15 protein-coding genes are annotated in these 25,231 nt (G+C 51.9%); 6 read left to right on the forward strand and 9 right to left on the reverse strand.

The genetic code is table 11. The features are described from left to right. Positions 1-17: 17 nt before the first annotated feature. A complete protein-coding gene (dbpB, locus tag CD175_RS15560; RefSeq protein ID WP_240628996.1) occupies positions 18-1,073 on the reverse strand; it encodes a DGQHR domain-containing protein DpdB in 1,056 nt (351 codons plus the stop codon). A 182-nt stretch (positions 1,074-1,255) separates the two neighbouring features. Between dbpB (CD175_RS15560) and CD175_RS15565 the strand changes: the two genes are divergently transcribed. The 6 genes from CD175_RS15565 to queE all read left to right on the forward strand — a co-directional run bounded on the left by CD175_RS15565 (position 1,256) and on the right by queE (position 7,084). Then, a complete protein-coding gene (locus tag CD175_RS15565) occupies positions 1,256-2,191 on the forward strand; it encodes a hypothetical protein (protein WP_146094582.1) in 936 nt (311 codons plus the stop codon). Beyond that, positions 2,188-3,309: a DGQHR domain-containing protein DpdB gene (dbpB, locus tag CD175_RS15570; RefSeq protein WP_104449592.1), complete on the forward strand. Its 1,122-nt coding sequence runs from the start codon at positions 2,188-2,190 to the stop codon at positions 3,307-3,309. Before CD175_RS15565 ends, dbpB (CD175_RS15570) begins: the two co-directional genes overlap by 4 nt. Next, on the forward strand, positions 3,306-4,604 hold the full coding sequence (gene dpdA / locus CD175_RS15575; RefSeq protein WP_104449593.1) for a tRNA-guanine transglycosylase DpdA: 1,299 nt from the start codon (positions 3,306-3,308) through the stop codon (positions 4,602-4,604). Before dbpB (CD175_RS15570) ends, dpdA begins: the two co-directional genes overlap by 4 nt. After that, complete coding sequence (gene dbpB / locus CD175_RS15580) at positions 4,601-5,656, forward strand: DGQHR domain-containing protein DpdB (protein ID WP_104449594.1); 1,056 nt, start codon at positions 4,601-4,603, stop codon at positions 5,654-5,656. Before dpdA ends, dbpB (CD175_RS15580) begins: the two co-directional genes overlap by 4 nt. Positions 5,657-5,683: 27 nt before the next feature. After that, on the forward strand, positions 5,684-6,385 hold the full coding sequence (gene queC, locus CD175_RS15585) for a 7-cyano-7-deazaguanine synthase QueC (RefSeq protein WP_104449595.1): 702 nt from the start codon (positions 5,684-5,686) through the stop codon (positions 6,383-6,385). Between the two features lie 63 nt (positions 6,386-6,448). After that, positions 6,449-7,084: a 7-carboxy-7-deazaguanine synthase gene (queE, locus tag CD175_RS15590; RefSeq protein ID WP_104449596.1), complete on the forward strand. Its 636-nt coding sequence runs from the start codon at positions 6,449-6,451 to the stop codon at positions 7,082-7,084. Positions 7,085-7,165: 81 nt separating this feature from the next. Here the strand turns inward: queE and dpdD are convergent, their stop codons facing one another. From dpdD to dpdE, 8 genes are read right to left on the reverse strand one after another with little or no spacing between them, the layout of a single operon-like run. Continuing rightward, a complete protein-coding gene (dpdD, locus tag CD175_RS15595; protein WP_146094583.1) occupies positions 7,166-9,418 on the reverse strand; it encodes a protein DpdD in 2,253 nt (750 codons plus the stop codon). Further along, a complete protein-coding gene (dpdK, locus tag CD175_RS15600) occupies positions 9,411-9,965 on the reverse strand; it encodes a phospholipase D-like domain-containing protein DpdK (protein WP_104449598.1) in 555 nt (184 codons plus the stop codon). The genes dpdD and dpdK overlap by 8 nt, the downstream gene beginning before the upstream one ends. Next, positions 9,935-14,665 (reverse strand): protein DpdJ, encoded by a 4,731-nt coding sequence (dpdJ, locus tag CD175_RS15605; protein WP_104449599.1) that lies wholly within the window; start codon positions 14,663-14,665, stop codon positions 9,935-9,937. Before dpdJ ends, dpdK begins: the two co-directional genes overlap by 31 nt. Next, positions 14,656-15,393, reverse strand: coding sequence for a hypothetical protein (locus CD175_RS15610; protein WP_104449600.1), 738 nt, complete (start codon positions 15,391-15,393; stop codon positions 14,656-14,658). The genes dpdJ and CD175_RS15610 overlap by 10 nt, the downstream gene beginning before the upstream one ends. Beyond that, the gene (gene dpdH, locus CD175_RS15615) at positions 15,393-18,491 is read right to left on the reverse strand and encodes a protein DpdH (protein ID WP_104449601.1); all 3,099 of its coding nucleotides are present in this window, start codon (positions 18,489-18,491) and stop codon (positions 15,393-15,395) included. The genes CD175_RS15610 and dpdH overlap by 1 nt, the downstream gene beginning before the upstream one ends. Further along, positions 18,488-19,381 (reverse strand): protein DpdG, encoded by an 894-nt coding sequence (gene dpdG, locus CD175_RS15620; protein WP_104449602.1) that lies wholly within the window; start codon positions 19,379-19,381, stop codon positions 18,488-18,490. The genes dpdH and dpdG overlap by 4 nt, the downstream gene beginning before the upstream one ends. Continuing rightward, positions 19,378-21,960 (reverse strand): protein DpdF, encoded by a 2,583-nt coding sequence (gene dpdF, locus CD175_RS15625; RefSeq protein WP_104449603.1) that lies wholly within the window; start codon positions 21,958-21,960, stop codon positions 19,378-19,380. Before dpdF ends, dpdG begins: the two co-directional genes overlap by 4 nt. Beyond that, positions 21,957-25,226: a protein DpdE gene (gene dpdE, locus CD175_RS15630; protein ID WP_104449604.1), complete on the reverse strand. Its 3,270-nt coding sequence runs from the start codon at positions 25,224-25,226 to the stop codon at positions 21,957-21,959. The genes dpdF and dpdE overlap by 4 nt, the downstream gene beginning before the upstream one ends. Positions 25,227-25,231: the final 5 nt, after the last annotated feature.

Consider the following 25,231-nt stretch of genomic DNA (forward strand, 5'->3'; position numbering starts at 1 on the left):
TTAGTAATGAGTACCAGTTAGTTAGGTACGAGTTCCGAACTTCGAACCACCCTGGTCAAATGATCAGTCAACAGATGAATATCACCATGTAAATTCTGAACTCCATTCCATGGCCGGTTGCCTGTTTTAAAGGACCACTCTCCCGAATCGAGCGTCCAAGCTGTATATCCTTGTAGCTTTCTAAGGCCTAACTTGAATACTGGGGCCAGTGGCGCTCCTGTAGCACACAACTGCTCCATGACGAACCCCATGGAAATAATCCCCGCGCTATGGACGAGACGAGAGCTTTTAGGGGTGTGACCATGCCAAGCATTTCCAAACACCTCTTGGACCGCCTGGAAAAACTCACTGATGGCCAAGAAACACCGATCCTCACCTCCCGACAACTCAATCACCTCCCGACAGTAACCGTCAGATAGGGAATTCATTACCAGTTTCTGGAGCGACGTATCACCGATGACCCCTGAGGGGTTGGTATGCTGCTTAATCTGTCCTTGCAAAGAAGATCGATCGTCATAATTCAGCATTTCCACGATGCGGGCTGCGCGGGCGCGGGAAGTCATTCTGAATGGAAGGCCGCTGACAGACGGGAGCAGTTCATATACCAGCGACTTCGGTAATGGACTGGTGTTGTTGACGAGAATGAATTGCCGGCGAAGCTCTTCCTGATTTTCACACACAAGAGCAGACACCAATAGCTGGAACGAACTCCCCTCGAGCCCAGCTAACGCAGATAGGCGCTGCTGACCATCCACAACGAACCCAGGAGGGCCGGATGAAATATCCACCTCAATTTCTGCATAGGCGCCATTTCCTTCCACCACCCGGACTCCACTGGTAAACGCTAACACCACAGCATTGGGCATTACCGCATCGGGACGGGAGAGGTAGTCGCGGATCTCTCGTATGTGCTTGGACACCTGTGGCCGCTGAAAGCCATGAAGGGCACCACGATCATCACGCTTAACTCGATCGATGCTAGCGATCGCCAAAACCTGCTCAACGGTAGCCGCAAACGACACCACTTGGTGGTTTGGGCTCTGTAACGCCTTGATTGCGCTGAACTTAAGCAATAAATCACTTCCTTCATTGAACGGCAGCCCCCGAAGGAGGAGCAGCAGCAGTTTTCACGTTCTTATACCAATCCATCCGCATAAAAACTAGCCATAGCGCATTGGCTGATACAGTTATTAAGTGGTAAATTATCACCCTCAGATAAATGCAGCACTCGTCAAAACAGGTTTACAGTTTTCCCATGAGAACCGTCATCATCACCAATTGCACCAATCGAAAACGTCTCGACGGCCTGCCACCGGTGGTGCTGAACGACGAGTGTTATTCATCGATTGCTGCCATGGCAAAGGCTTGGAAGGGGCAAATAGACGAACGCCCCACCACATTGATGGCATCTTCACTTTACGTGGGCAGAAGCGTTTCTGATGCAAGGCGCGTAGCAAAAAAATTGGACGCGAAGCTAATGTTTGCATCGACCGGCTTAGGGTTGATTGAAGGTGATCACAGATGCCCTCCGTACAACCTGACGGTGGCTCAGGATCCGAATTCTATCATCCCACGCCTTGAAAAATTGGGCGCTCGCGCATCAGATTGGTGGGAAGCCGTGAATGTCACCCAATCCAAGGGAAGCGCCCTAGCCGACCTCGTCAGCCAACCCGACATCGACTTAGTGCTCATTGCCCTTTCTTCAAACTATGTCCAGTTGATAGGCGAAGACCTTGGAAAAGTCAGGGACACGCAGATCGATAAGCTCAGAATATTCACCTCGCGCCCAGGCATCGAGATGCTTCCCAGCCATTTACGACGCATAGCGATGCCCTATGACGAGCGCCTTGAAACCTCAATATTACCAGGCACTCGCAACGATTTCCCTCAGAGAGCCCTGCGTCATTTCATTGAGATTCTTGATCTGTCGCGTGCTTCTGTTGAGATCGCCCGAAAGAGCGTCAGCGCGGCCATGGAGATTTTATCCCTCGCCAAAACGACCATCCGGAGGCGCGCATCGGACAGTGAAATTGCCTTCTTGCTGGAGTGTGTGTGGGCTGACTACCAAGGCAGTTCCACTCGATTGTTACGCTACTTAAGAGACGAGGCCCTAGTGTCTTGCGAGCAATCGCGCTTTCGCAGAATCTGGCAGGACATCAAAGGTCAGGACAGCATAGAGAATGAAGCATGACGGCTGAAGATGCGATTGTGGTGCGCGCACTACGCACCACGCAAGGCGACAACCTTGATGTGTATGCATTATTCATCAGGGGATCTGATTTGGTCCGAATTGCTGATATCAGCCGCCTGTCGCGTGAAGACAGCAGCCCCCTCAAGGGTTTTCAGCGCCCCGAGATTAAGAGCCATGTCAAAGGGATCACCGAGTACCTGAATCAGGGAAATGTACTTTTTCCCAATGCCATTATCTTAGCGCTGTCTCCTGACCTGCGTTTTGTTGCAGCACGCGGAAGCAAACCGACAGGTGATGCCGGGCTTTCGCAAGCGGGGACTCTGACGATCCCTATCAGGGAGGAAGGAATGAGATCTGCCTGGATCGTAGACGGGCAACAGCGTTCATTGGCGTTGGCAAAAGCGGCTAATTCGGATCTTCCCGTACCAGTGATCGGCTTTGTGTCCGACAGCCTGACCACCCAGCGCGAGCAATTCATTTTGGTCAACAAGGCCAAACCCTTGCCCACTCGACTGATCAACGAACTACTGCCGGAAACCGGCAGCATCCTTTTGCCCCGGGAACTGAGCGCTCGCAAGGCACCAGCTGAGTTGTGCGGGCTTCTTAGCCGTGACCCCAACTCCCCTTTCCACAAACTCATAAAGCGGTCGTCCGAGCAAAATAGCAAAGCAGTGATTACTGACACCGCCGTAATAACGATGATCCGCAACAGCATCGGTAATCCGTTGGGTGCGCTGGCCCCCTATACTTCCAGCACCGACGGAGCGGCGAACGTTGAGTTAATGTACAACCTACTGACAACCTACTGGCGGGCAGTGCGTGATACGTTCCCAGAGGCCTGGGCACTTGAATCCAAGAGCAGTCGACTCATGCACTCAGCGGGGATCATCGCCATGGGAGTGCTTATGGATCGGATCTACGCCAAAATCGGTGGTCAGCGCGAAACCTACGAAGCAGTGTTACAAGAACTGGCAAGAGTAGCCCCTTACTGCGCATGGACAACTGGTCAGTGGCCGATGATTAATGTCCAGTGGAATGAAATCCAAAGCACCCCTCAAGATATCAAGGCGTTGCAAGAAACCTTGATCCGCCTCTATATGACCAGCGCTCACCAATGAAATTTTTATACGCCGACACTCAAGACTACGTAGACCCGGACTACGATTTCATCAACGATCGAAATGCTCCGGGCCGGAAGAGATACTGGGATGACCAGTATGCACACGAAATAATGACCCCCGCCCCTTATGATGGGCTCTTGGTCTCGATGAGCGCAGTGCGACCTGCAAATGGCGTCGCTAATTCAAAGGTTCGGTACTCGACTTCCGAGCAACAGCGTTTTCTGAGAGAGGGCGCGCGCAAGTTTCTACGACTTGATGGCATTGAGTTCAAAGATACGATGGTCCTAGGTGACTGCGGGGCTTTCGCCTATGTAGAACACCCTACTCCTGCGTATAGCCCAAGCGAAGTAGTAGAGTTCTACTCGGATGCAGGGTTCACCCATGGCTGCTCGCCGGACCACATCATATTCAACTGCGACTCAAGCAATCCTCCAGCATTGAGCCAATCGGAAGATGTGCTGTTTCGGTACGAAATCACACTTAAAAATGCACAAGAGTTTCTGCGTTTAGTGAAGGAGGCGGAATGGCCTTTCGAACCTCTTGGAGCAGTACAGGGTTGGTCCCCCCAAAGCATGGCGAGTGCTGCAAAACAACTCGAAGACATGGGGTACCGATACTTGGCGATCGGAGGCCTTGTACCTTTGAAAGTGGACCAAATACATGAAGTTCTGAAAGAGCTTCGAGCGATTATTAAGCCCGAGACAAATATTCACCTACTAGGTTTTGCCAAAGCTGAGAACATCCATGAGTTCACTGGATATGGCATTACCAGCTTTGACTCAACCTCCCCCCTTATACGCGCATTCAAAGATGCGAAATGTAATTATTACATGGGCAACAGCACAAAAAAACTGGACTATTACACTGCCATCCGCATTCCTCAGGCGATTGAAAATCCACGCCTGATGCAAGGAATAAAAAAAGGGACGCTGAGCGCGGAAGAGTTACAAATCAAAGAAAAGGCTGCACTTTTAGCAATCCGTGATTACGACAAAAACCTACTTGACTTTGATTCAACCTTAGCCGTGCTAATAGACTATCTCCGATTGACTCTTTCCGGATCGATATCATCATCAATAGAAATGGAGAAAGAAATCGCCAAGCATGTCCGACTAATCTCACCTACACTGAGAGATAAACCTTGGCAAAAATGTCAATGTTCGATTTGTCAGTCAGCAGGTATCGAAACCATTATTTTTCGGGCGAGCAATCGAAACAAAAGACGTGGATTTCACAATTTAGGTGTGTACCACCGCCACCTTCAGAAAACTCTGGAACATTCGAAACAATGATCTATCGATTTAAGGGTGTGCGCGCCCAACAAGCCTCCGGGCATGATGTATTTTCGTTTGCGGCCACTCCAAAGGACATTTTGGAGTTTTCTGAGATTGAGAGAGTTGGTCGCGATGAAGCAGGTCACCTCAAAGGCTTTCAGCGCCATCAAGTCGCCTCGCACATCAGAGATATTCGTGACTATCTTCAGCGCGAAGATGCATTGCTCCCTAACGCAATTATCTTGGCCTTCCTAGACGGGGTAACGATTAAAGACCTCGGCGAGGGTATTGTAGAAATCGTTATTGATACTGCCGAATCCAAACCAGGCTTCGTGGTCGATGGACAACAACGACTCAGCGCCCTTGCCACGATGGAGAAGCCTGGGTTTCAGGTATTCGTATCTGCATTGATTTGTAAAGACTACAACGAACTGCGGCAGCAGTTCGTACTCGTTAATAATACGCGACCGCTACCAAAATCGCTGATCTATGAACTTTTACCGACTGTTGACGGCCTGCCCGAACGCTTCACCAGTCGTAAGTTTGCTGCTCGCATTATTGATTTGTTGAATTTTATGCCTAACTCCTCTCTATTTGGCGAGATCAAGCAACATACGAATCCTAAAGGAGTACTAAGCGACATGGCGATGCAGAAGTTCGTGATGAACTCTGCGAATGATGGCGCGATTCGTAGCTTCATGAAGTTTGATGACTTTGAGGGTCGCAGCATCGAACTAATCAACAACTTCTTCCATGCAGTACGCGTAGTTTTCAGATCTGAATGGGAAGGACTAGCGCCCAGGAATTCGCGCTTGAAGCATGGAGCGGGCCTGGTTTCTTTGAGCTTCGTTATGGAGTTGCTTTACTCCGATCAAGGTACAACCAGCAAGGAAGGCTTTATCAAAGGTCTAACACTTTTGAAACCTCATACGGCCTGGACAAGTGGCGATTGGCACATTTCTGAAACCGACCGCCGCCCCTGGAATGGTATCCAGAACACGCCCACTGATATCGGATTGCTCACCAAATATCTGACCGAAAAACTCAAGCACGAACTAAAACGGCGCTAAATCTGACTCAGTTCCGAGGAGAGCAGTATGCACAGCAAAGCCTTAGTTTTATTCTCAGGCGGACAGGACTCAACCACCTGCCTTGCTTGGGCGCTGGAACGGTACGAGCACGTCGAGACCATAGGCTTTGATTATGGTCAGAGACATCTAATCGAACTCGAATGTCGACTGAACATCTTGCAGGCGGTACGTAACAGATTTCCGAACTGGGCCAAGCGACTCGGTGAAGATCACGTGCTTGACCTCAAATTACTCGGCCAGATCAGCGATACGGCGATGACCGCTGAGAAAACTATAGAGTTTGAAAAGAATGGACTTCCCAATACATTTGTACCCGGGAGGAATCTGCTGTTTTTGACGTTCGCAGCCACAATTGCCTACCGACGTGACCTCACAGTGTTGGTCGGAGGAATGTGTGAAACGGACTACTCAGGCTATCCAGACTGCCGGGACAACACCCTCAAGGCCACCCAGGTGGCCTTGAGCCTTGGGATGGATGCTCCAGTGATCATAGAAACGCCCTTAATGTGGCTCAACAAGGCTCAGACTTGGCGTTTGGCCGAAGAATTAGGTGATCTAGATTTTGTAAGCCTGATTCAAGAAGAATCTCACACCTGCTACCTCGGGACCCGACAGCAGAAACATGAATGGGGCTACGGATGTGGAACGTGCCCAGCATGTGAACTGCGTAAAACTGGATATGAGCAGTACATTCAAATACGAGATTGACGATGGTTCAGCGGTGGCGGGTCAGAGCACCCGTCACGAATATGAATCAGATGAGTAAACTAAATGACTTACAGCATCAAAGAAATGTTTTACACCCTTCAAGGGGAAGGCAACCAAGCGGGTCGACCCGCAGTATTCTGCCGATTCTCTGGATGTAACCTCTGGTCAGGACGAGAGCAGGACAGGGCCAACGCGATTTGCACGTTCTGCGACACTGACTTCGTGGGATCTGACGGTGAGGGTGGGAACAAATTCAAAACCGCTGAAGATCTAGCCTACGCTATTGAATTACTTTGGCCTATCTCCCACCAAAGGTATAAATATGTCGTACTGACTGGAGGCGAACCATTACTTCAAGTCGATGACGCCTTAATAACAGCGTTACACAACCTCGAATTCACTATTGCAGTAGAGACCAACGGTACTATCTCTCCGCCCCCAGGCATCGATTGGATCTGCGTGAGTCCAAAATCAACTGCACAACTGAAGATTACTAAAGGTGACGAATTAAAACTCGTATTCCCGCAGCCTGATTCGATGCCGAACCAATTTGAGCATCTAGATTTCAAAAATTTCTACCTCCAACCTATGGATGGCCAAAATGTCAAAAAAAATACTGAGGCCACGATTAAATACTGCAAGAACAACCCCAAATGGAGACTAGGTTTACAACAGCACAAAATCTTACAAATACCTTAACTTTGCAGTATTTGGCCACTAAAACGCGGCCCAACCTTATGCTCGACCAGTTTGAGTCGCAACTTAGAAAGCGAAAGATGATTATGCCGCGATAGATCCCCCCCCCCGACTGTGACTAACTACTCGCTCGATAATCCGCGTCGTACCTGTTCCCTCCACATATAGCAACTCCGAATTAGACCTCAATGCATTTTTTATGCAATAGAAGGCCTGGTGACTGGCCACGCCAGACACAAATACGACCCAATCAGCTTGTCGAACACCCAGACTCAATGCTTTTGTACAATCATCGTCTGCATTGGTACTGATCTTCGCTAGCGGAAAGAGCCTGCCCAACACTTCGGCTGCTCGCTCTACGGCACGACTATCTAGGCTATAAAGCAGAATGCGGACTGTAACCGAGGCCGGAGCTAAACTTGCGCTGCCCTCTTCCGTAATATCGAATTCAGGTAAGGTAACACCCGACTCATCTGCCAGAAAATGGAGTAGCGACCGCTCTCCTGCGGACAAACGCGTGTAGTAATTAATGCCGACTCCGGTGATTTGCGTAACCCAGCGCAGGTGCGCTTCGGGATCCCGAGCAGGATGAACAGCTAATAAATCGGCGAGATCAAGGGCCCAAGCCATGGTCCCCGGCGCCTTGACCTCATCGAAAATATCGCAAATCCGCCCGATTAGATCCCCATAATCCTGGGCATTCAACCCCGCTAGTAGGCAATGGCGGATTGCCATTTTAATCAACTCAAGTTCAGAATCGCCATACCGATCCCATACGTGAAGAGCTTCGATCAAGCTTCGATAAACAGATATTAAAGAAGCGCGCGGCTCCGCTCTTTGAATCAGCCACTCGAACCACACGGGATAGAGTGATTCGAATAACCCCTCGTCAGACACTGCATATTCTTCAATAGTTGACACAAGCTGGTCAGCGAAGGTGCGATCTGAAAGAAGTTGCTCAGCCATATCCGAACGAGCCAACTCCCGCCAATAGTCGACAACGCTTGTATCAGTGACCGTCAGAGCAACAGGAGCAGATTTTCTAATTCCAGGACCAGAAATCGACTCTACAGCTAATTTTTCAACATCCCCAATCAGACGGGCACGTGTACTCAGCAACTCATCGGCGAGTTGAGAATCGGTTAAAACCACGCGATCTAGAGTTTGTCGCGCATGCACTGGGTCGCCTATTTCCTTTGCACAGCGTAACAATGCCTGCAAAACCTCTAGGCTATCGGGCAGCGGTAACAACAGCAAAAAAGCTTGCTCATACCGCTCCAACTCCATTTCCAGTCGAGCGTTATTGAAACCAGTGGCGGGTTGAAGCGCCGTTATGTGCTGACGGATATTGGCCGAGGCTGTACCGAATGCATCATTACTCAACTTATCAAGAAGTGACTGACAGAGTTGCGCCGAGGGCGTTTCTTGTCCAAGTTCGTGCAAGATAAAGCCCTTGAGCGCTGCCGGGCGGAGGCTACCACCTCGGTACCGCAACAAAGGGGAAGCTGTGACTCTTACAAACTCGGCAAAACGGGTAATCAGATTCTGTGCACTTCCTGTATGCTCTACTTGGCTGAGATGTGTCTCGTAGAGTGCCTGCCAGATATCGCCGTAGGTCTCCGGAGGCAGGCGGATCTTGATTATGTCTGTAAACAATGTGTGGTTTAAAATATTCGCCCAACGACCAAGTGCTGCGTTGAGTCGAATTTCCAAAAACGCCCGATTCTGCCCACCTAATCCATGCTGCTCACACAATGCTACAATGATTGAGCGAGCATCCTTCTCGTTATGTGCGATAAGAGCACAATCAAACTCAGCTCTAAGTTGGCCAAAACTGCGCCACGCCTGACGGACTCGAATTGGCTGCTGCGCAAGCAATCTCCAGTAAAGGCCCCAACGTTCGGCAACCCGTGCGTTCAGCTTTTCTGTGCTCGCACGAAACGTCAAGATACTTAGTCCAGCCTGCATCAAGGCCTGCCGCACTTGCTCGAGGCCGCCTGCGAGTGGCGTTCCGATAATGTCAAATTCAGCATAACTGGGACCAATGAACGCTTGTAGTTCGTTGCTCAGAGCATGTACACCCGTTTCGCTGAACACACAGGCAAACCAATACACCCGATTATCGGGCAATTGGCTGAATGGCAACAGGATCGGTCGATCAGTGTAACCACGTAAATATCGTTCCAACGCAGGGTATAGGCTCTCAGGAACAGCGTTTTCACTAGTACCATCTGTTGTAGAGTTAGTTACTTTTAGGGGGAAATTGAAACGATTCGTTTTTCCGAAGAACTGCTCAAGTAGGGTCTGCGCCGCAACCGCTTGTTGATTGTTACTCATGGACATAGCTACTAAATTCGATACGCAGGCCTGCCACCTTTTCAGGATCAAAATCGACTATAAGCGATTCAGCATTCACGTCTATGCCATTATTCGTGAAATTCATCGACCCGCCGATCCAGACACGATCAGTAAGAAGCCCTTTTGTATGAAAATCAGGTACTTCCGCCCAATCCAGAAGATCGAGCAATCCAGCATCTAGCAACTTAATACTTAGTCGCGATTTAAATTTCTCGTTTTGCGGCGTATTTGGTCGAACCCGTATAACCAGTCGAGTGTTATTGGCGACAATACTACTCAGCACCTCGATTAATCGAATCTCTTTATGACCCCACTCCGGATTAAGTCCGTCGAAATTACCGACCGAGTTTTCAAAAATCACTATGTCACTAATCCAGGGTGCAGCCAGGAAAACCGTCCTGCTTGGGATCAGCAACTCCTCTGCCAGTACCATTGACAGGATTTTTTGTGCCTCACGGGGTGCTGTTGTGGCCGATTTTAAGATGTGACGTAGCGTCATGCGAAATCCGGGATCGAGAAGTTCCATTCAATCATGTCACCGTTCCGCTTGATGCCAGATAACTCGGGGAACACGTTGAGATAGTCGAACTGCACCGGTTCCGTAGCCATCGAGGCAACCACTTTGGGAAGCCAGATCGCCGCTTCTGCGGCGGGCGCAGTTACAGTTGATTCATTGCAATTGATCAGTTGCTCGCGCACTAACGCTTCCCAACCAGGTTGATGCGGATCGACCGCTGGCGGACGGACCGTAAGCCAGTTTTCCAGCAGCAGTCTCTCAGTGTCAATAGCATAAGGTGAGAAACGATTCGACCAAGGTAACCCGACGGCACGCAGTGCATGACCCTGCGGCCAAAGCAGACCGAGCATGACACCGAAACGCCAGGCACGCCTATCGCCGCTGGGTAGCACCATCCCCAACATCCCCAGCGCCTGATCGAGCTCCCCAGTTTCGCAGAACAAAGCACACAAGACACGCACATCAACCTCAACACCGTGGTTTGACTCGATATCGTCCCATCGGGAGTGAATCTCAGCTAGTAGTTGATCGAGTTCACCTGGGCTATTGGGGCGTAACAAGCGCATGCTTAGTGCAACACTGTACCCATGGAATACCGCCTGCCCGCGCGCAGTTAACAAACAACGCAATTGCGCAAATGCTTCGCTCGCTTCGGCAGACGAGGTCGCCCGGCGCACGGCTGTCACAGCATCTGTTACTTCGGAATCAGGCAAAGGCCCGCCAAGCCACTGGACGACTGCCCTTAGTTGAGTGTTGGTATACTCAAAATCACGAGGACTTAGCGCCGCCTCAATATGACGATATAAATTATCCGGTCGGATGCTAAGGAGGTTGGCAACATCCTCTATTAGCCCATTACCTCCAGGGCTAGTCTCTGAAATCCAGATTTCAGCGGTTGCAGGACACGTGCCGTCGTCTCGTTTGATATCGATGTCGACAATCAAAGCGTCAGTATCCACTTGAGGACAGGCCTGCTGAATCGCTTCAAGACAAGCTGCACCGAGCGTCGCGCGAATTGTAGTGGCCAACCACTCGTCCCAACTGGCGTCGATTGCATTGACGAGTACGTTTGCTGCTTCACGAACTGCAGCGCGCACCTTCCCTGACGACAGCGCCTCAAGCAGTGCCTGCCGTAGCCTATCGCTGCCCTCCTCCCCTTGTTTGGCAATTGGCAATTGGAATACCGTTTCTAGAACCTCTTTTAGGATTCCCAAACTCACATCAGCCTCAACCTTATCGAGCGCATCTGCAAGGGAGCATCCATCTGCGACCGCCACCTGCAAAGCACCGATCTGGAAGATTTGTGCTATCCAACCTCGTAAAAAGGGATTCTGTACTTCGGTACAGAGCTTTAGGTTTTGTCGAGCTTCCCAGTTGTAACGCGATGCGCGTGCCGCGCGGAGTCGCGCGGGGTTGCTCCAATCGATGGTGTTGTGCAAAGTCCCTGGCAAATTGAGAACCAGGATCAATGCATCTACCTCAATATCAAAACCAACAGCTGCTGGCTGCCCGTGCTGCATGAAACGCCAGTCGACAGTTACTCGGTCACTTTTATTACCCTTGAGTACACGCAAGTCGGCATTTGAACTTATGGCATAACGGCGGACCAATACGGGACATTGGGCGGCATGGGTGTGCACGAGTATGTGCTTGATCAGGGTGCTGATGCCGAGATGCGGAGGCGGAATCATCTTAGCGCCCTGCTGGGGAGTTAGCATGAACGACTCCCACTTCAGCAACGCATTCGACGTATCGGCTACGCCCATTCCGTTGGACTTCTTCTCCGGAGGTTTTCCCAGTTTTACGCCGTGCGGAAGAAAGGCGTTGTATTTCGTCCTAGTCCCGTTGCTGGAAACGACAAAGGGGCGTTGTGGTTCCAGCACATACCAGGACTCGATGTCGACATCATCCTCCACGTGTCCGCCTGCAGCGACGTATCCGTCCAACCGGGGCACATCCAAGCCCAGCCACGAAGCGTCCTCATATCGGCGCGAGACCCGCCCAGGAGCAAACTCAGCTAGACCCTGCTGTACAGGCAAGTAGTAATGGACTGCCCTCTTGCCGTTTTCCGGTAGAATCATCTTCATTTCCGGAAGGCTTAAATCACTGAACAGACTCCCGGGGATATAGTCGGGCAATGGATGATTGGCCGTCAGGTCTTCTCCCGGCCTACCTTGAGAACGCCAGCCCGACGACAACCTGCGAACCAACGTCGGAATGGCCCCCACCATTACGGGACGTGGCTGGCTCCACATCAATACATTCATTTCGTCTGTCGTCAATGCCAAACGACTAGCGAGGCAGGCTGCCAAGTTCTCCGCTTTGTCTGTCGACTGGAGTACTTCGCTCAACACGCGCAGCCCACGCTGTCGCCGAAGCCTTGCTTCAAGCCAATAAATGCCTAGTTTGCCGTTAGAGTTGGGCGGTGCTAACGCTAATACCTGATTCTTCAACTCCTGCCATTCTGTCCAACTAATAGCCGGTTCCTTCACGCTCTCTGCCAGTTTTTGTAACTTTCGAAACCCATCCCCCCACCTTCTGACGTGTTCGTCGTTGATGGGTTTTGACAGATCGCGCCAGACTGAGAGCGCCGGAAATCTGCGGCAAGTCCAGTCGCTGAGTTGATCCAACAACGCGTAAACCGCTTGCATGCGTTGCACATACCGGTTTGCAAGAGGCAGTTGTCTCGGTGGAAGATCCGGATCGAATAGTTGGTCATAAGCCTGATAGGTCAGTCGGTCACGACCATAATCGCTCAACGTGACGATTGTCCAAGGTCGGGTGTGACGGGTTCGACCAGCCCGCCCCTTACGCTGCAGAAAGGAGGCTATATCACGAGGTGCTTTATGTTGCACAACCACCCCGACGGCCGGGTCATCAAAGCCCACTTCCAGCGCAGCGGTTGCAACTACGATTTCACTCCGATTGCTCACCCCTGAGTCAAGCGACGTAGTACGTGCGACCTCGAGTCGATTGTTGAGTTGGTGACCAATCTCTTCAGCCACTCGCCAGTCCTGCCCTGCGAAGTAGCGGTCAGGCTCTTGAGTTTTGCGCGTTCTGAGCTCAGCCAGTGGAGCACGGTTCGCAATAGGATTTCCACTCGGATAATACCGCGCCTCAGCATCTAACAAATCTTTGAACAGGCGATTAGCAGCGTCGAGTTGATCAGTAAATGCAAAGGCCCGCCAGCCAAAGAAGGGGTTGTCTTTACGATCGAAAGTTTGAGGGGTATCAAGTAGTCGTGCACCCAGCATCAACGTTTGAATCGTCGTCGACAATAGGGCTGTCTGTGACACCGGATCACCCCGTAAGGCGAGCATATACTCAGCCCCTTCTGAGACCATATCTTGGTCGTGGGGGACTATCTCCTCGACCGCCGAGTCGGCAAGACCGGTCAAACTGGCAAAAAAAGCGCGGCCATCGGCAATAGTTGCAGATAGCCCGACAAAACTTGAACGCCGCTGCGAGGCTGCCCACCAACGTCGTAGCAGATAGGCCACTTGAGCACCGTAGGTACCGGCGTATAGATGAACCTCATCTAGCAACATCAGGTCGGGAGCACGCTCAGCATTCGGACCTACACCAAAGACATGGCGCAAATCGTTGTTGGAAAGGTGCCGATTTAACATCTCTACCGTGGTAAAGAGGATATCCGGTGGGTCCTTGCTTATGGTCTGGCGTGTAAAAGCGAGTGTGTGGCTATCCACAACCATGCCACACTCATTGCAAACTAGTCGCTCTAACCCCTTTGCGACATCCGCTCTCCTAAGCACCATTTCTCCATGCAGTGGATCGACTGGACACTTAAAGAACGACGTTCGTTTGCTATTCACGCCGTCCGGCAAAAAGCCCGAGAGGGCTTGCGGTGTTTCTCCGTACAACACCCCTATACGTAGTGGGCGCCCACCTTGTTTCGCCAGCCACGCGTCGAACTTGCGGCACTGGTCCCATACCTCGGCCAACTGATCCTTAAGAAGTTCGTTTCGAGGGTAGAGAGCCAGCACCCGGACACCTTTGGCGGAGGGCGACTGCACACGTTGAGAAGCAAGCCAAGCGAGTGCCGGTAGATAGAAGGCAAGAGTTTTACCGCTTCCTGTCCCAGCCGAAACCAACGTCCCAGAAGTCTTTCCTGCCTCAAGGCATCCAAAAATGCGCTCAGTAGAACGCACCTGGAACTCGGCGAGGGACTGAGACTTCATATCGTTCAGCCAGACATTGAGGGCCGAACGTAATTGAGGCGTATCAATGGTTTGGCTGAGGCGGTCGTATACCGCGAGAGCCCCCTGATCGCGGTTAGGATAACGCCGTGATCTACGCACAAATCGATAATCCGCCACCAGTGTGGGAGCCCGAGCCCATTCGCCCGGGTCTGCGTGCTTGGGAAAGAGTTGGCGTAACTGAGCAATTAGCCGAACCCCCTCAGCCATACGTGTACGCCATAACCGCTCGCCAGCCAAACCATGCACTTCGAACAGCATCTTAAGCGCGACTAGTTTGCCCTTCAGGTCAAGCCTCGTTCTAATATTGCAGTCGGAATGACCTAAAATCGTCAGTGACTTTTCTAGTCGTAAGACCCGTTGCAGCGCCTCATCCACTTCTGAATCGCTTAATGAATTTTCGACAAGTCCCCACACAAGACAGCGTGCTTCCAACTGCTCAAGTTCATCAAGTGCGTATTCCGCCAACTGGAGATCAGGTGTCAGCGCCATGTGTTCGCCACCTTCAATCTCACAACAAACCGATTTTGATCATCATTCTCGGCGAGCCACTTGATCACTTCGGGTGTCACCAACTCGAGCGCAGCCCCATCAGACTCAACAGCCTTGAGGAAACGACGTACGGAATCTGGGGCTGATGTATCCATCTGGCTGTGAATCTTTCGCAGGGCCTCGACATGATCGAAGACAACGCGGCGGCTATCCTCGTTAACTGGTAACTCGTGCCGGATGACCGTCTGATAGGATATATGCGCAGCCCTATACTGAATCAGCAACTGTTCATTTGTCGGAGTCTTGAGGATACGATTCTCAAGGGTATTGGGCGATTCCACTCTCCCCAGGGTGTCGATATACGCTTTCCAAATCTTACGCACATGATCGATCACAACAGAATTGGCTGCGTCAGTCGCTGAACGCAGACGCGCCCAAAGGTTCTCAACGGACAAGGACTCAACATCGCCACCGGCCTCGAGACGCGCCCGAGCTTCCTTCGTCAGCGCCTTAGCCGCCGCGCTCGTTTCGACGATCTGAAGCTCTCCGCGTATCGTCGGATCGACGAATCTCATTTTTTCTATCAGTCCCTGACGAGAACTGATGAGTTGTTCCCACTCTCGCAAGCGTTCTTGAAAAGCGGAAATCTCGTGCCGGGTCTGGTTCGCCAAATGCGCTTGTTCGAGTCCACCACGAAGCGCGCGACATTGCTCAATCAAAGTCGCCATTATTCCTCCCATACCAAACGCTCAACGAGTTGCTTACGCACTTCGAGAGCCTGATTACTCTCGAACGTGCCCGTTTGCGCATTGATCAGTTTACCTAGGGTAGTGAATAGATCGACTAATACGACAACATCGCTATAAAGTTGGGTTAACCGCGGTAAAGGCACTTGGCTTACACTCCAAAGGCGAGCAAGATCATCGCTTTCGTCGCTCGGAACTCGTATTTTTCTCAACCGGCGAATCGTTGAGTCATTCTCTTCTTGGGAAAGACGGTCGATGGTTTCGTTGATTTTCTGTGGCCGCACATTTTCTGGCCAAATGGATAACTGAACAGCATCCTTAACTAGGAGCCGCATCTCGTCACGCCACGCAACCCGCGCATGCGACTCATCAAACGCCTCGCTTGCCTGCGGCAACATCAACTCCAGCGCTGCCTGCATATCTTCCACCAAAGCAGGCAAGCCGTTGGGACTTACCCGTTCCAAAACGTCCTTGACTTCCTCTATCAGGTTAGCTCTATGGAGAATGGGTAACCAAACCGGGGGCAACTGCGCAGACCAGGCCGCATTCAGGCGATCCATGTTGAATGCGAGCACCTTTTGGCCCGTGCCTTGGTAGCACGAGATCAACCGTTTGAACCAAGCCTGGAATTCAGATCGACCCGCAAGCACTTGGCCTCGAACTGAAAGCGCCCGAGTTACCTTTTTGTGTACGCTCTCTTCTGCGATCCTAGGCTCCTCTGGGCGGGCGGCTAATAGGTATTTAAGATTTGGCTTTTCTGGTCGAACGCTGAGACTCTGAGCTAACAAGACGTTCTGCGTGTGCAAGACCTGCATAACCATTCCGCACTCGGTCTCTGCTTGCTTGAGCACTAAGCTCAGTGCGCAATCTTCGAGGGGTTCAAGCAAGGCATTGGCAGCTGCATAGTCCATTTCGCCGTTGGCGTAATCCCAGGAGAATTTATTTTGCTCCCAGCGAGCTAGAGCTTTCAAACCTGCTTTCACCTGCGCAGGGATAGGCTGACCCTCTTCTGCTATACGAATTACAAACGAGTCATTCGAATTCCCAATAGAACTCGCAGGAGGAAGCCAAATCCATCCCGGCAGGACTTTAACCCCTTCCAAGCAGAGATCGCCCATTTCCAGTCGGTCATTCATTGCGCGACAGATTAAGGTACGTACTCGCCGAGGAAAGTCTCCTACCAATCGAGTATTCGGATCCCAAACTTCAAGCGCGGTGGCAAATTTTGAAATATCAGGAGAGGCAGAAAGGGGCGATGTGGGACTTTCCACTGGGTCTATACCGCCAGACAGCACTTTCCTCTCAGGAACGGAATCGACAATCGCCTCTAGTAACGCGGGCTTTGGACGCTCTTGGCTATTGCTCGGCATCGAACCAGATACGAATGGCCAAGACAGGTTGAACGCGCTAAAGACCTGCTTCAACTCGGACGATGCAGATATAAGACTGCTCGGATTATTCCCCCAGAAGTAAAGAGAGACCTCCAATCGTTGGCGTTCCTCAACCGAAAAGCCTCGTAGTTGCAACTCAGCCCGCAATTCAGAAATCAACTGCGCCGCAGGAAAGCCTGGCGGCGGAAACCGACGCTCTACGAACGCGTCACGATCAATCAATGTGCGCCGTAGCACCTCATTAATAAATGCCCGAGGGTTATAACGCCAAACACCGCCGGCCTGCATAGTCGAAGCAGCAAGCATCCTTATAGCCGCGCGATTGAATGGAAAAAGGGAATAGCCCTTTGTGCTTCGGCCAAATGCCTCGAGTAGATCAGCCCCCTCGGCGTGCAGTGTCAACTCGAACTTAGGTACCCAGGAATACAAATCCCGACTACTGTGCTCGTCTTTGGTAAATTCGTGCCGCAAATGCTCAAGCCCCCAACGGGCAGCGTTTACGTACCGGCCTGTCATATCGATCAACCTGTTCACGATATGATCTTCCGACAACCCCTCACTAGGCACCACCCACTGTTCGCGCGCACGAGTTAACACGGTCTGACGGCCAGCAAGAAAACCATCCGTGACCGCAACTGCTGTACGGATTGGTGCTCGCACCTGTTTGCCGTGTTCATCAGACTCAGCGATCATTATGTCCAGTAAAGGTTGCTGAATGCCGGAGAGCGCTGCTAAATCTTCAATTAGCAAAACTAGTTCTTTACCGTCCTCAAGGAGTTGCCGGCGAATGTCCTCGACAAATTCTTGCACCGGCTTCTGCTGGAGAGCCTGGTTGAGTTGGAAAACCGTCCGTAGAGCCCCATCGAGCACTTCCTGTAAGACTTCCACCGCAAGACTTCGGTAGCGACCGTTAGCGCTTGCTAGAAAGTTAAGTGCGTTCTGCGCCCCCCGAGGCAAGTCTAAGCCGCCGGCACCCTCTGGCGGCACCAAGTCCTGCTCGCAAAACTGTCGCTTAGCCGGATCAAATGTCCCGCCTAGGCTGGTATTAACGATCCGTAGCAACGTGTCTCGAAACCAGGCGTCACGCACTTCACTTGTGAGCACTAATTGACGCACATGTTGTGCAACGCCGATTTTAGGCGCCTGGATCTGGCTATCCACTGACGCCGTCCTGACTTGTGCCGCCATGCGTTCGGTGTATTCGCGCAACTCTTCGCCAAGTGCTGCGGCGAGTAATTCTGTTGCCGTGCCTTGGCTCAACGCTTGAGTAGCGTTTTCCAGTTGTTGCTTTAATACCTGATACTCTGGACTATTTAGTGGCTCCAGTATGAGTTCGACTACCCGCCTTAGGCTCGCGGTTTTAGGAATCGATATGATCACAAGTTCTTGCCGCCGAGGATGCCGCTTCAATTGCGCATGCAGCCAACGCACCATGTGTGACTTGCCGACCCCAGACGCACCAGTGATAGCAATCACAACCGCACTGCCATCACCAACCGGACGCATCAACGATTCAAGAAGATCAGATTCTGTTGCAAGGATTTCACTGCCAGTCTGTGCGGCTCGGCGCACCAGTGACATCGGTTCGTGGACCGCAAGTAGCAGAGCTTCATCAACCGTTTCCGCCTCGGTACGCAGGCAGGCGCTAACGTGCTCGCCTGTTGGCCAGTATTGCTCAAGCCCGGTCATACTTTCTCTCCTTTCCCAGGCCGAGCAACCCATTGAAATGCAAGATCGGAACGCACTCCCCCCGCCCCTGTAAGTACGAGTGAACTTCCAAAGTCAGCTTTTGGTTGCAGTAACAACTCCCCCGTTTGGCGCAGATTGAGAAGTGCGCGTGAGAGTGCCGTCGAGATTTGTCCAACTGGACGCCGCGGCAAGTAAGCCTGATCAACAAATGAAAGTACCTCTTCTTGCCACCTTCCGCCATCCAGTACTGGAAGCACTTCACTTAAACGATCCAAAAACTGTGTCGCTGGCATCTCTTCGCCTGATTCTAGGATTTCAGGCAAGGCGTCCCGAACAGCTACTGTCGGATCAATACATGCGAAGGGTTCTCGACTGAAACCCAAGAACCGAGCCCAGTACTGCAGCCCTGTTTTACGCGTTGGGTTACGCATTAGTTGCCGATCGGAGTCAACAATTTGCAATGGCTCCATCGTCTCAAGCTCACTGAATACCGTGCGGTATGCATCCTGGGCCAACATCCAGGCAAGAGATCGGGTCAAATCCGACGCTTGGGCGCTCTTAGCAGCCCACAAATTTGTATTATTCTCTTCACTAAACGCCAGTCGGCAAACACTGCGACGCGTAAAAGCAAGTAACTCCAGTGCGCTCGCTCGCCTTGCTGGAAACGGGGCTCTCGCGCTAACCAGTTCATTTTCATTAATGAACAGGCCTAATTCTATCCAGCGGTTAAGGGTATTTCGGGCATGCCCATCATCATCAACGAATTCTGCAGGGGCAACGTGCTCCAGAAGTTCCGCTACCGGGACAGGCTTGTTGGCGCGCAGCACAGTCGCATGTAACTGCACGAGGATGTTCGGCAATCCGTCGCTGGTGATGTTCAAAAGACTCACAACATAATCCTTCTCAAAGCAGTCTCCTCATCCACGTGCAAGACGATATCGCTCCACGGACGGTCAGGCCGATAGGGGTCAGCCAACGATGGGTGAAAAAAGACGACAGTCAATCCACTTGTTGCTGCCCGCAAAACAGCAACTACGTCACTAGAAATAGTGCTCTCAGTCCAAATGATGAAACGCACTTCGTCGGTTCCTCCATACAACGCACTGGGGACGCGCGGATTGAAGCGATCTAGGAAAGTGTCGGAGCGCGAAGCCGCAATGCGGTCTTGCAAACCTCTCTCATAAATTTCAGCCGCCGATAGCGAAAGCAGCACGGTGTGTGGGCGAACCACGTCAACGAGGACCTCCAATATCGATCGCGGAGTAGCACAAGCGTGAAGTAAATCGTGCACCGTGATGAATACTAGGTGTGGGGATTCGTACGGGAGATTTGCCAAGGCCAGTAGAGATTGTCCGCGAGGAGAAAAGCGGTCGATACGGCCGACAAAACTTTGGCTGTTTATGGCAAGGGCTCTGAATGGTCCCCAGTGGAATGCACAGCCACCGCAGCGTTGCGTCACCGGTCCCCAGTGATTTGGTAGCGAGAGTGCATACAACTTCGTGAGCGCATCGGATATCTCAATTTCACCCGTTGCGGTCTGATACATCAAACGGAAAGCTTTAGCAGACGCGTCCTGCATTTTTTGACGCGCCTCATTCATTCTCGTCGCAAAAAACTCCAGTTGACGGTGTTGAGGGCAAAGGAATCCAACCTCTGCATACGATACTTGGGTCTCGTCGTATTCCATATCTACTTCATCAGCCACTCCTGGTGGCCGAGCACTGAAGGCGGTAACTTCAATTAGTCCAGCTGCCGCCATAAGATTGAGTGCGCGCAAGTTCCAACCGCGATTGCCCTTACCCCGCGTGTTCAAAAAGGGACGCAAACGGTTGAGATCGAGCCAAGCCCCCCCATGACTACTGTTAGCTCGAATAGGTTTATCCAGCATCGCAACCCAGCGCTCATAACCTTTTTTGTTACCAATTAGGGTCGGAAAAGCCATGTCCCTCGCCTGAGGAATGTCCTCGGGCGCAAATATCAATACGCTGGCACTTGCCTTGCCATCTCGGCCGCCACGACCCACTTCCTGATAAAAGCGATCAAGAGATTCAGGGAGTGTGGCATGGATGACGCAACGGACATCATTCTTATCCACGCCCAAGCCAAAAGCTGAAGTGGCCACCATGCCATCCAGTTGATCGACAGACCATTGACTCATCAAGCGCTGGCGATCCTGTGGCGAGGTCTCACCCGTAAAAGCCGCCACCCGTTTGAAGCCCTCCTGACGCAACAGCAATAGCCAGTCCTCTGCTTCTTCAGGTCGAGTGACATACAGAATGTAAGGCCGAGGTGCCTTCTTCACAGCTTCTAAGACAAGACGTGTTTTCTCACTCGACGAATGGCAGTATCGAACCGCATAACGCGGTTCAGGACGCAATTGGATATCGGACACTATGCTTACTGTTGCCCCGAGGGGGACAAACTGTGCTTGCAATGAAGTGACTGTGTGCGCGGTCAGGGTGGCAGACGCCAGGACAACACGAATAGGCTGTGGGGTCTCCCCACCATGCGCCGCACGCAGGCTCGAGATCAGTGCGGGTAAAAGTTGGAATGCAGGCCGAAAGCCGCTTCCCCAAGTGACAACAAGATGCGCTTCATCAATCACGACGTGAGTAACACGTCCCAGCCGCGCGCAATCAATCAAAGTGCGACGCAGCGTGCCTGTGGCTGCCTCTGGCGAAGTGAACAGAACCCGCTGCTCTCCTTCACGCAACCCTTGGAAAACCATCTTTCGCTCATCACTAGACAGACCACTATGATACGCAAGTGGGCGCTCAAGCCAGCGAAAGTCCTGCTCTCGTAACAACTCGGCCATCCGACGCCCCTGGTCGATAGCCAAAGCAACGGTAGGAACAATTACGAGAGTGAGCGTTCCCCCTGAACTCGCCAACGCTGGCAGTTGTGCAAGTAGGGATTTACCGCTGCCTGTCGGAAGATTCGCGATCAACGTCACGTCGGAGGGCAGGTGCAGCAATGCTCTTATTGCTTCCCGCTGACCATGTCCGGTATACGAGGTCACACCACACTTACTGCGTACGAAAGGATCAGCCGGAATCTGTGAAAGCGTCCGCGCTTCTTCGACTTCAAAAACATCATCAAACAGATCGCTCTGCTCATTGAGCCAAGTCAATCGAGGTTGGTTCGGACATATTTCAATAGAGTTCGGGAGTGATGCCACCTCAAAATCTTGCTGCCGCCAAAAATCGCTAGAAGGCCAAAGCGCCTGCCTAGGCACCGAGATCCAAGGCGCATCGCTACGCCTAATATTTCGGAGCAACCATTGCCTCAGTAACGCCGCTAGATCCACGAAAGGCGAGGACTCTGGGTGCTCCCTCACTGCTAGCAAGGTTTGCCGGATTCGTTCAAGAAACGGAGTTGACCCTTCCAGCATGGCCATATCCTCACACTTGTGAGGCCATGATGCGAGAGTGGATCTAAGATCCGCGTCGGAAAAAGAATGTTTTGTCATGCTTCAAAAGGGGAGGATGATGATAAGAAAACTGCGCCAACTACATCAAGATCTACCCGTGGTCGCTCGATCGCAGCTTCCAATGCTCGATACATTTCAACAGCCATGTGCAATTCCCTCAACTCTTGCTCTCTCGCCGCTCCGTTCAGTCGACCAGCACGCACCTCTCCTTGTGAATTGCACAATTTACGCTCCTGAGCACAGGCTCGAGCACCTGCAGCTATATGTTGGGTAACCGCGTCGGAGGTGCGAACAGCGGCTTCAGCCTTCATGCGCATTCCCGTACACAGACCAGACCAATCTCGCATCCAGGTAGCGCGAACACTACTGGGGATTTTGCTCCAACGGCTAGCATTCAAATTGAAGTCACTTCGCCCCCCTTGCGGACGATCGATGTACTCCCCCGCCAGCAGTTCGGAAGGCTCAATTTCAAGTCCACCGCTGCCGTGCATCCAAATTCGAATGGATAATGGTGGCAAGAACATACCGCCTTTGCGCAGAAGTGCATTACGGCTAGGCGAACCGTCTCCTTCCTCCGCAAACGCCTCACCCGCATCAAATGCGGGGCGCACTACAAAATCAAACCGGAAATACAAATCAGCACCGCATGGATCGCTGACCAAGTACTCTCGATCGGCCCTCCAGACAGCAAAGGCACGCCCCCGATCGTCAGACTCACAAACGCGCTCCAGAGCAGTAACCAAAGGGTCACCTACACGTAGCAAGCGGACCTCGTGAGCAAGAGATTTGCGATTGGTGGCTGTTTTTCGCTTAAAAGCATAGCGATAGCTTAACGGTAACCGAGCGCCCCCTCCGACAGCGGTAGGATCCACAGTAATCAGGAAATTCTTCATAAAACCTGACAACGGTAACAACGTCTCACGATCGACATCGCGATAGGCATACCCAATTCGAAACGGCGCTTCTTCCGCCTTAGTTTGGCCTAACAACGTCTCTGAGCGCAGAACAAAACCAAGCGCATGACCTGCAAATTGACGGAATGCAGACTGCCACACGGCATAGTCGCCATCTTGGTCTTCGAGGGCCTCCATCCCGGGGATCTCGCGATTAGCAAGCGAATCAATCGCATCTTGATGATTCAGTTGGCTTATTTCCCGCTGCACCAACCCCTCTGGTCCACTCAAGTGTATGGTTAGTTCGGTTAATGCAGAAACCCCATGATTCACCCACTCCAGTGCCAGAGAGTCGGAAACCGACTCAATTAAATACTGCAAACTGGCGACGGATTGCTGAAAAACTCCCCAGCCCAGATCCAGCACTTCCGTCCAGGCCAATTCGTCTCCATTCGCGTCGTCGATTAGAGCGTAGGAAGGAATCGGACTCCCGGAACCGTAGCGATCAAGGCGACCGAGTCGTTGTTCCAGACGATTTGGTGAAGACGGCAAATCGAAGTGAACAGCAACCTTACGCCCACCATGTAAATTGACCCCTTCTTCTGCCCGAGCATCGCATACCAGTACACGCACCAGGTCAGGCGCTGTCAGGAAACTTTCCCAGTCGGCTTCCGATGAGTCGTCGTACTCATCGACAGCGATTGGAGAATGCCGCACAACGCTATCGCCGAAAATAATGCGAAGCGCCGATGCAACCTGGTCTGCGTGATATATTTGATCGCAAAATAAGACCACTTGTACACCTGGGCATTGCAACAACTCACCGATGAGGCGCGAAGTTCGCTCAATTCGCTCTCTCCCCTCGTGCATGCGCTGAGCAGCGTGATCGGTAGAAATGGCCAACTGCAATATATCCTGGTCAGACACCCCTGCCGCACGCAAGGCCTCGCTCAATGACGTTACGCCCAACGGATGCACCGCTGCTGCCAGCATTATCTGAGCTACCGCACTTTCCGTATCTCCGCTATTTACCAGAGAAATACGCAACGATTCGAGGCGCTCGCGCCAAACTGAACCTCTGCTGCTTGTGTATGTCACACGATGCAATTTAGCCCTGCGCGGAGTAGCCCATGTCACTGCTGCCCGTCGGTTTCGCAAGAGCCTGCGATGAAGTCGGTAGCTCTCAATCAAATGAGATTTCAGGTCTTCAAGTGCAGAGAGGAAAGCTGGATCCTCTTCGCTCGGGTAGGTTTCGAGTACCGATCTGAGCGATGCCACCTTCTCAACGATAAAGGGGTCATCACCATAGGCTCCAATCAGTCGATCCAGTTCAAGCACTAACGTCCAGACGTTTTCCGGTTGGAGCATTGAGACGACTTCTGCCACCATCTGGCGGGTTTCAATACGGCGTTTGAACCCTTCAATATCTGATAGCGGGAATACGACAGGATCGAGAAGATGGAGAACACGAAGGAAGCCTTCCGTGTTTCCCAAAACTGGTGTCGCTGAGAGCAAGAGCAGACGTGAAACTCGCTGCGCATGGTAACTGAGCAAATCGTAAAGAGCCTGCTGGCTAGGCGATGATTGACGAGAGAGATGATGAGCCTCATCGATAACCAGCATCCCGGCTTTTGAAATCACCTCATCCAAACTTTCAAGATCGTCATGGGCAATTACATGAAGGGTGATATCAAGTTCCGTAGCGAGACCGAATCGTCGGGTAAGCTCACGCCGCCACTGGTAAAGCAGGGGTTCAGGCACCACGATGACACACTGAGCGCTCGCGTCATCAATGAAGTACTGTCGAATTATAATGCCGGCCTCGATAGTCTTCCCGAGGCCCACCTCGTCGGCGAGAAGATATCGTTGCACCGGATCCGTAAGTACACGCCGCACAACATCAAATTGGTAGTCGACAAGTTCGACTGACGAAGCCAACACCGCAGTCACTCCTGCGGCGGCAATATGTTGGGCGGTGACAGCACGTACAAACTCAGAGCGGGCGTCGGCCAGGAATGGAGTTTCGGTTGCTTCTACAGCCAAAAACTTGAGGGGGTCGGTCAGAGGACGATCCCAACGAACCTGCAGCAACTCCACATCAATATTGGCTGTATCACGGTTAGGGAACTGGATCAGCGCCTCCTCACCGTCGTCATCAAGAATACGGCCGATTAGCCAACGCCCATTGACTCCTCGGTGATACACCCGGGTCTGCTTGGAAAGACGTTCTTTCTTGACTAGTGACACAGCCACTTCGACAACCGCCCCCGGACCACCGCTGGGAGCATCAAAGTACTCGACGCGAGCAACTACATCAGTAATTGAGGTGAGCTTACCTACTCCCCATGCCGAATAGGGCTCGCTGACAACCCGAACGAAGCTGCCTATTCCAAGACTTTTTTTTGTTGTCATGCGCC

This window comes from Pseudomonas laurylsulfatiphila (assembly GCF_002934665.1).
In the GTDB taxonomy this organism is placed as follows: domain Bacteria; phylum Pseudomonadota; class Gammaproteobacteria; order Pseudomonadales; family Pseudomonadaceae; genus Aquipseudomonas; species Aquipseudomonas laurylsulfatiphila.

Excerpts from the sequence above, each read along its gene's own strand:
- CD175_RS15565 (WP_146094582.1), top strand. The coding sequence starts at position 1,256 with ATGAGAACCGTCATCATCACCAATTGCACCAATCGAAAACGTCTCGAC.
- dbpB (WP_104449592.1), top strand. The coding sequence starts at position 2,188 with ATGACGGCTGAAGATGCGATTGTGGTGCGCGCACTACGCACCACGCAA.
- dpdA (WP_104449593.1), top strand. The coding sequence starts at position 3,306 with ATGAAATTTTTATACGCCGACACTCAAGACTACGTAGACCCGGACTAC.
- dbpB (WP_104449594.1), top strand. The coding sequence starts at position 4,601 with ATGATCTATCGATTTAAGGGTGTGCGCGCCCAACAAGCCTCCGGGCAT.
- queC (WP_104449595.1), top strand. The coding sequence starts at position 5,684 with ATGCACAGCAAAGCCTTAGTTTTATTCTCAGGCGGACAGGACTCAACC.
- queE (WP_104449596.1), top strand. The coding sequence starts at position 6,449 with ATGACTTACAGCATCAAAGAAATGTTTTACACCCTTCAAGGGGAAGGC.
- dpdD (WP_146094583.1), bottom strand. The coding sequence starts at position 9,418 with ATGAGTAACAATCAACAAGCGGTTGCGGCGCAGACCCTACTTGAGCAG.
- dpdK (WP_104449598.1), bottom strand. The coding sequence starts at position 9,965 with ATGGAACTTCTCGATCCCGGATTTCGCATGACGCTACGTCACATCTTA.
- dpdJ (WP_104449599.1), bottom strand. The coding sequence starts at position 14,665 with ATGGCGCTGACACCTGATCTCCAGTTGGCGGAATACGCACTTGATGAA.
- CD175_RS15610 (WP_104449600.1), bottom strand. The coding sequence starts at position 15,393 with ATGGCGACTTTGATTGAGCAATGTCGCGCGCTTCGTGGTGGACTCGAA.
- dpdH (WP_104449601.1), bottom strand. The coding sequence starts at position 18,491 with ATGACCGGGCTTGAGCAATACTGGCCAACAGGCGAGCACGTTAGCGCC.
- dpdF (WP_104449603.1), bottom strand. The coding sequence starts at position 21,960 with ATGACAAAACATTCTTTTTCCGACGCGGATCTTAGATCCACTCTCGCA.
- dpdE (WP_104449604.1), bottom strand. The coding sequence starts at position 25,226 with ATGACAACAAAAAAAAGTCTTGGAATAGGCAGCTTCGTTCGGGTTGTC.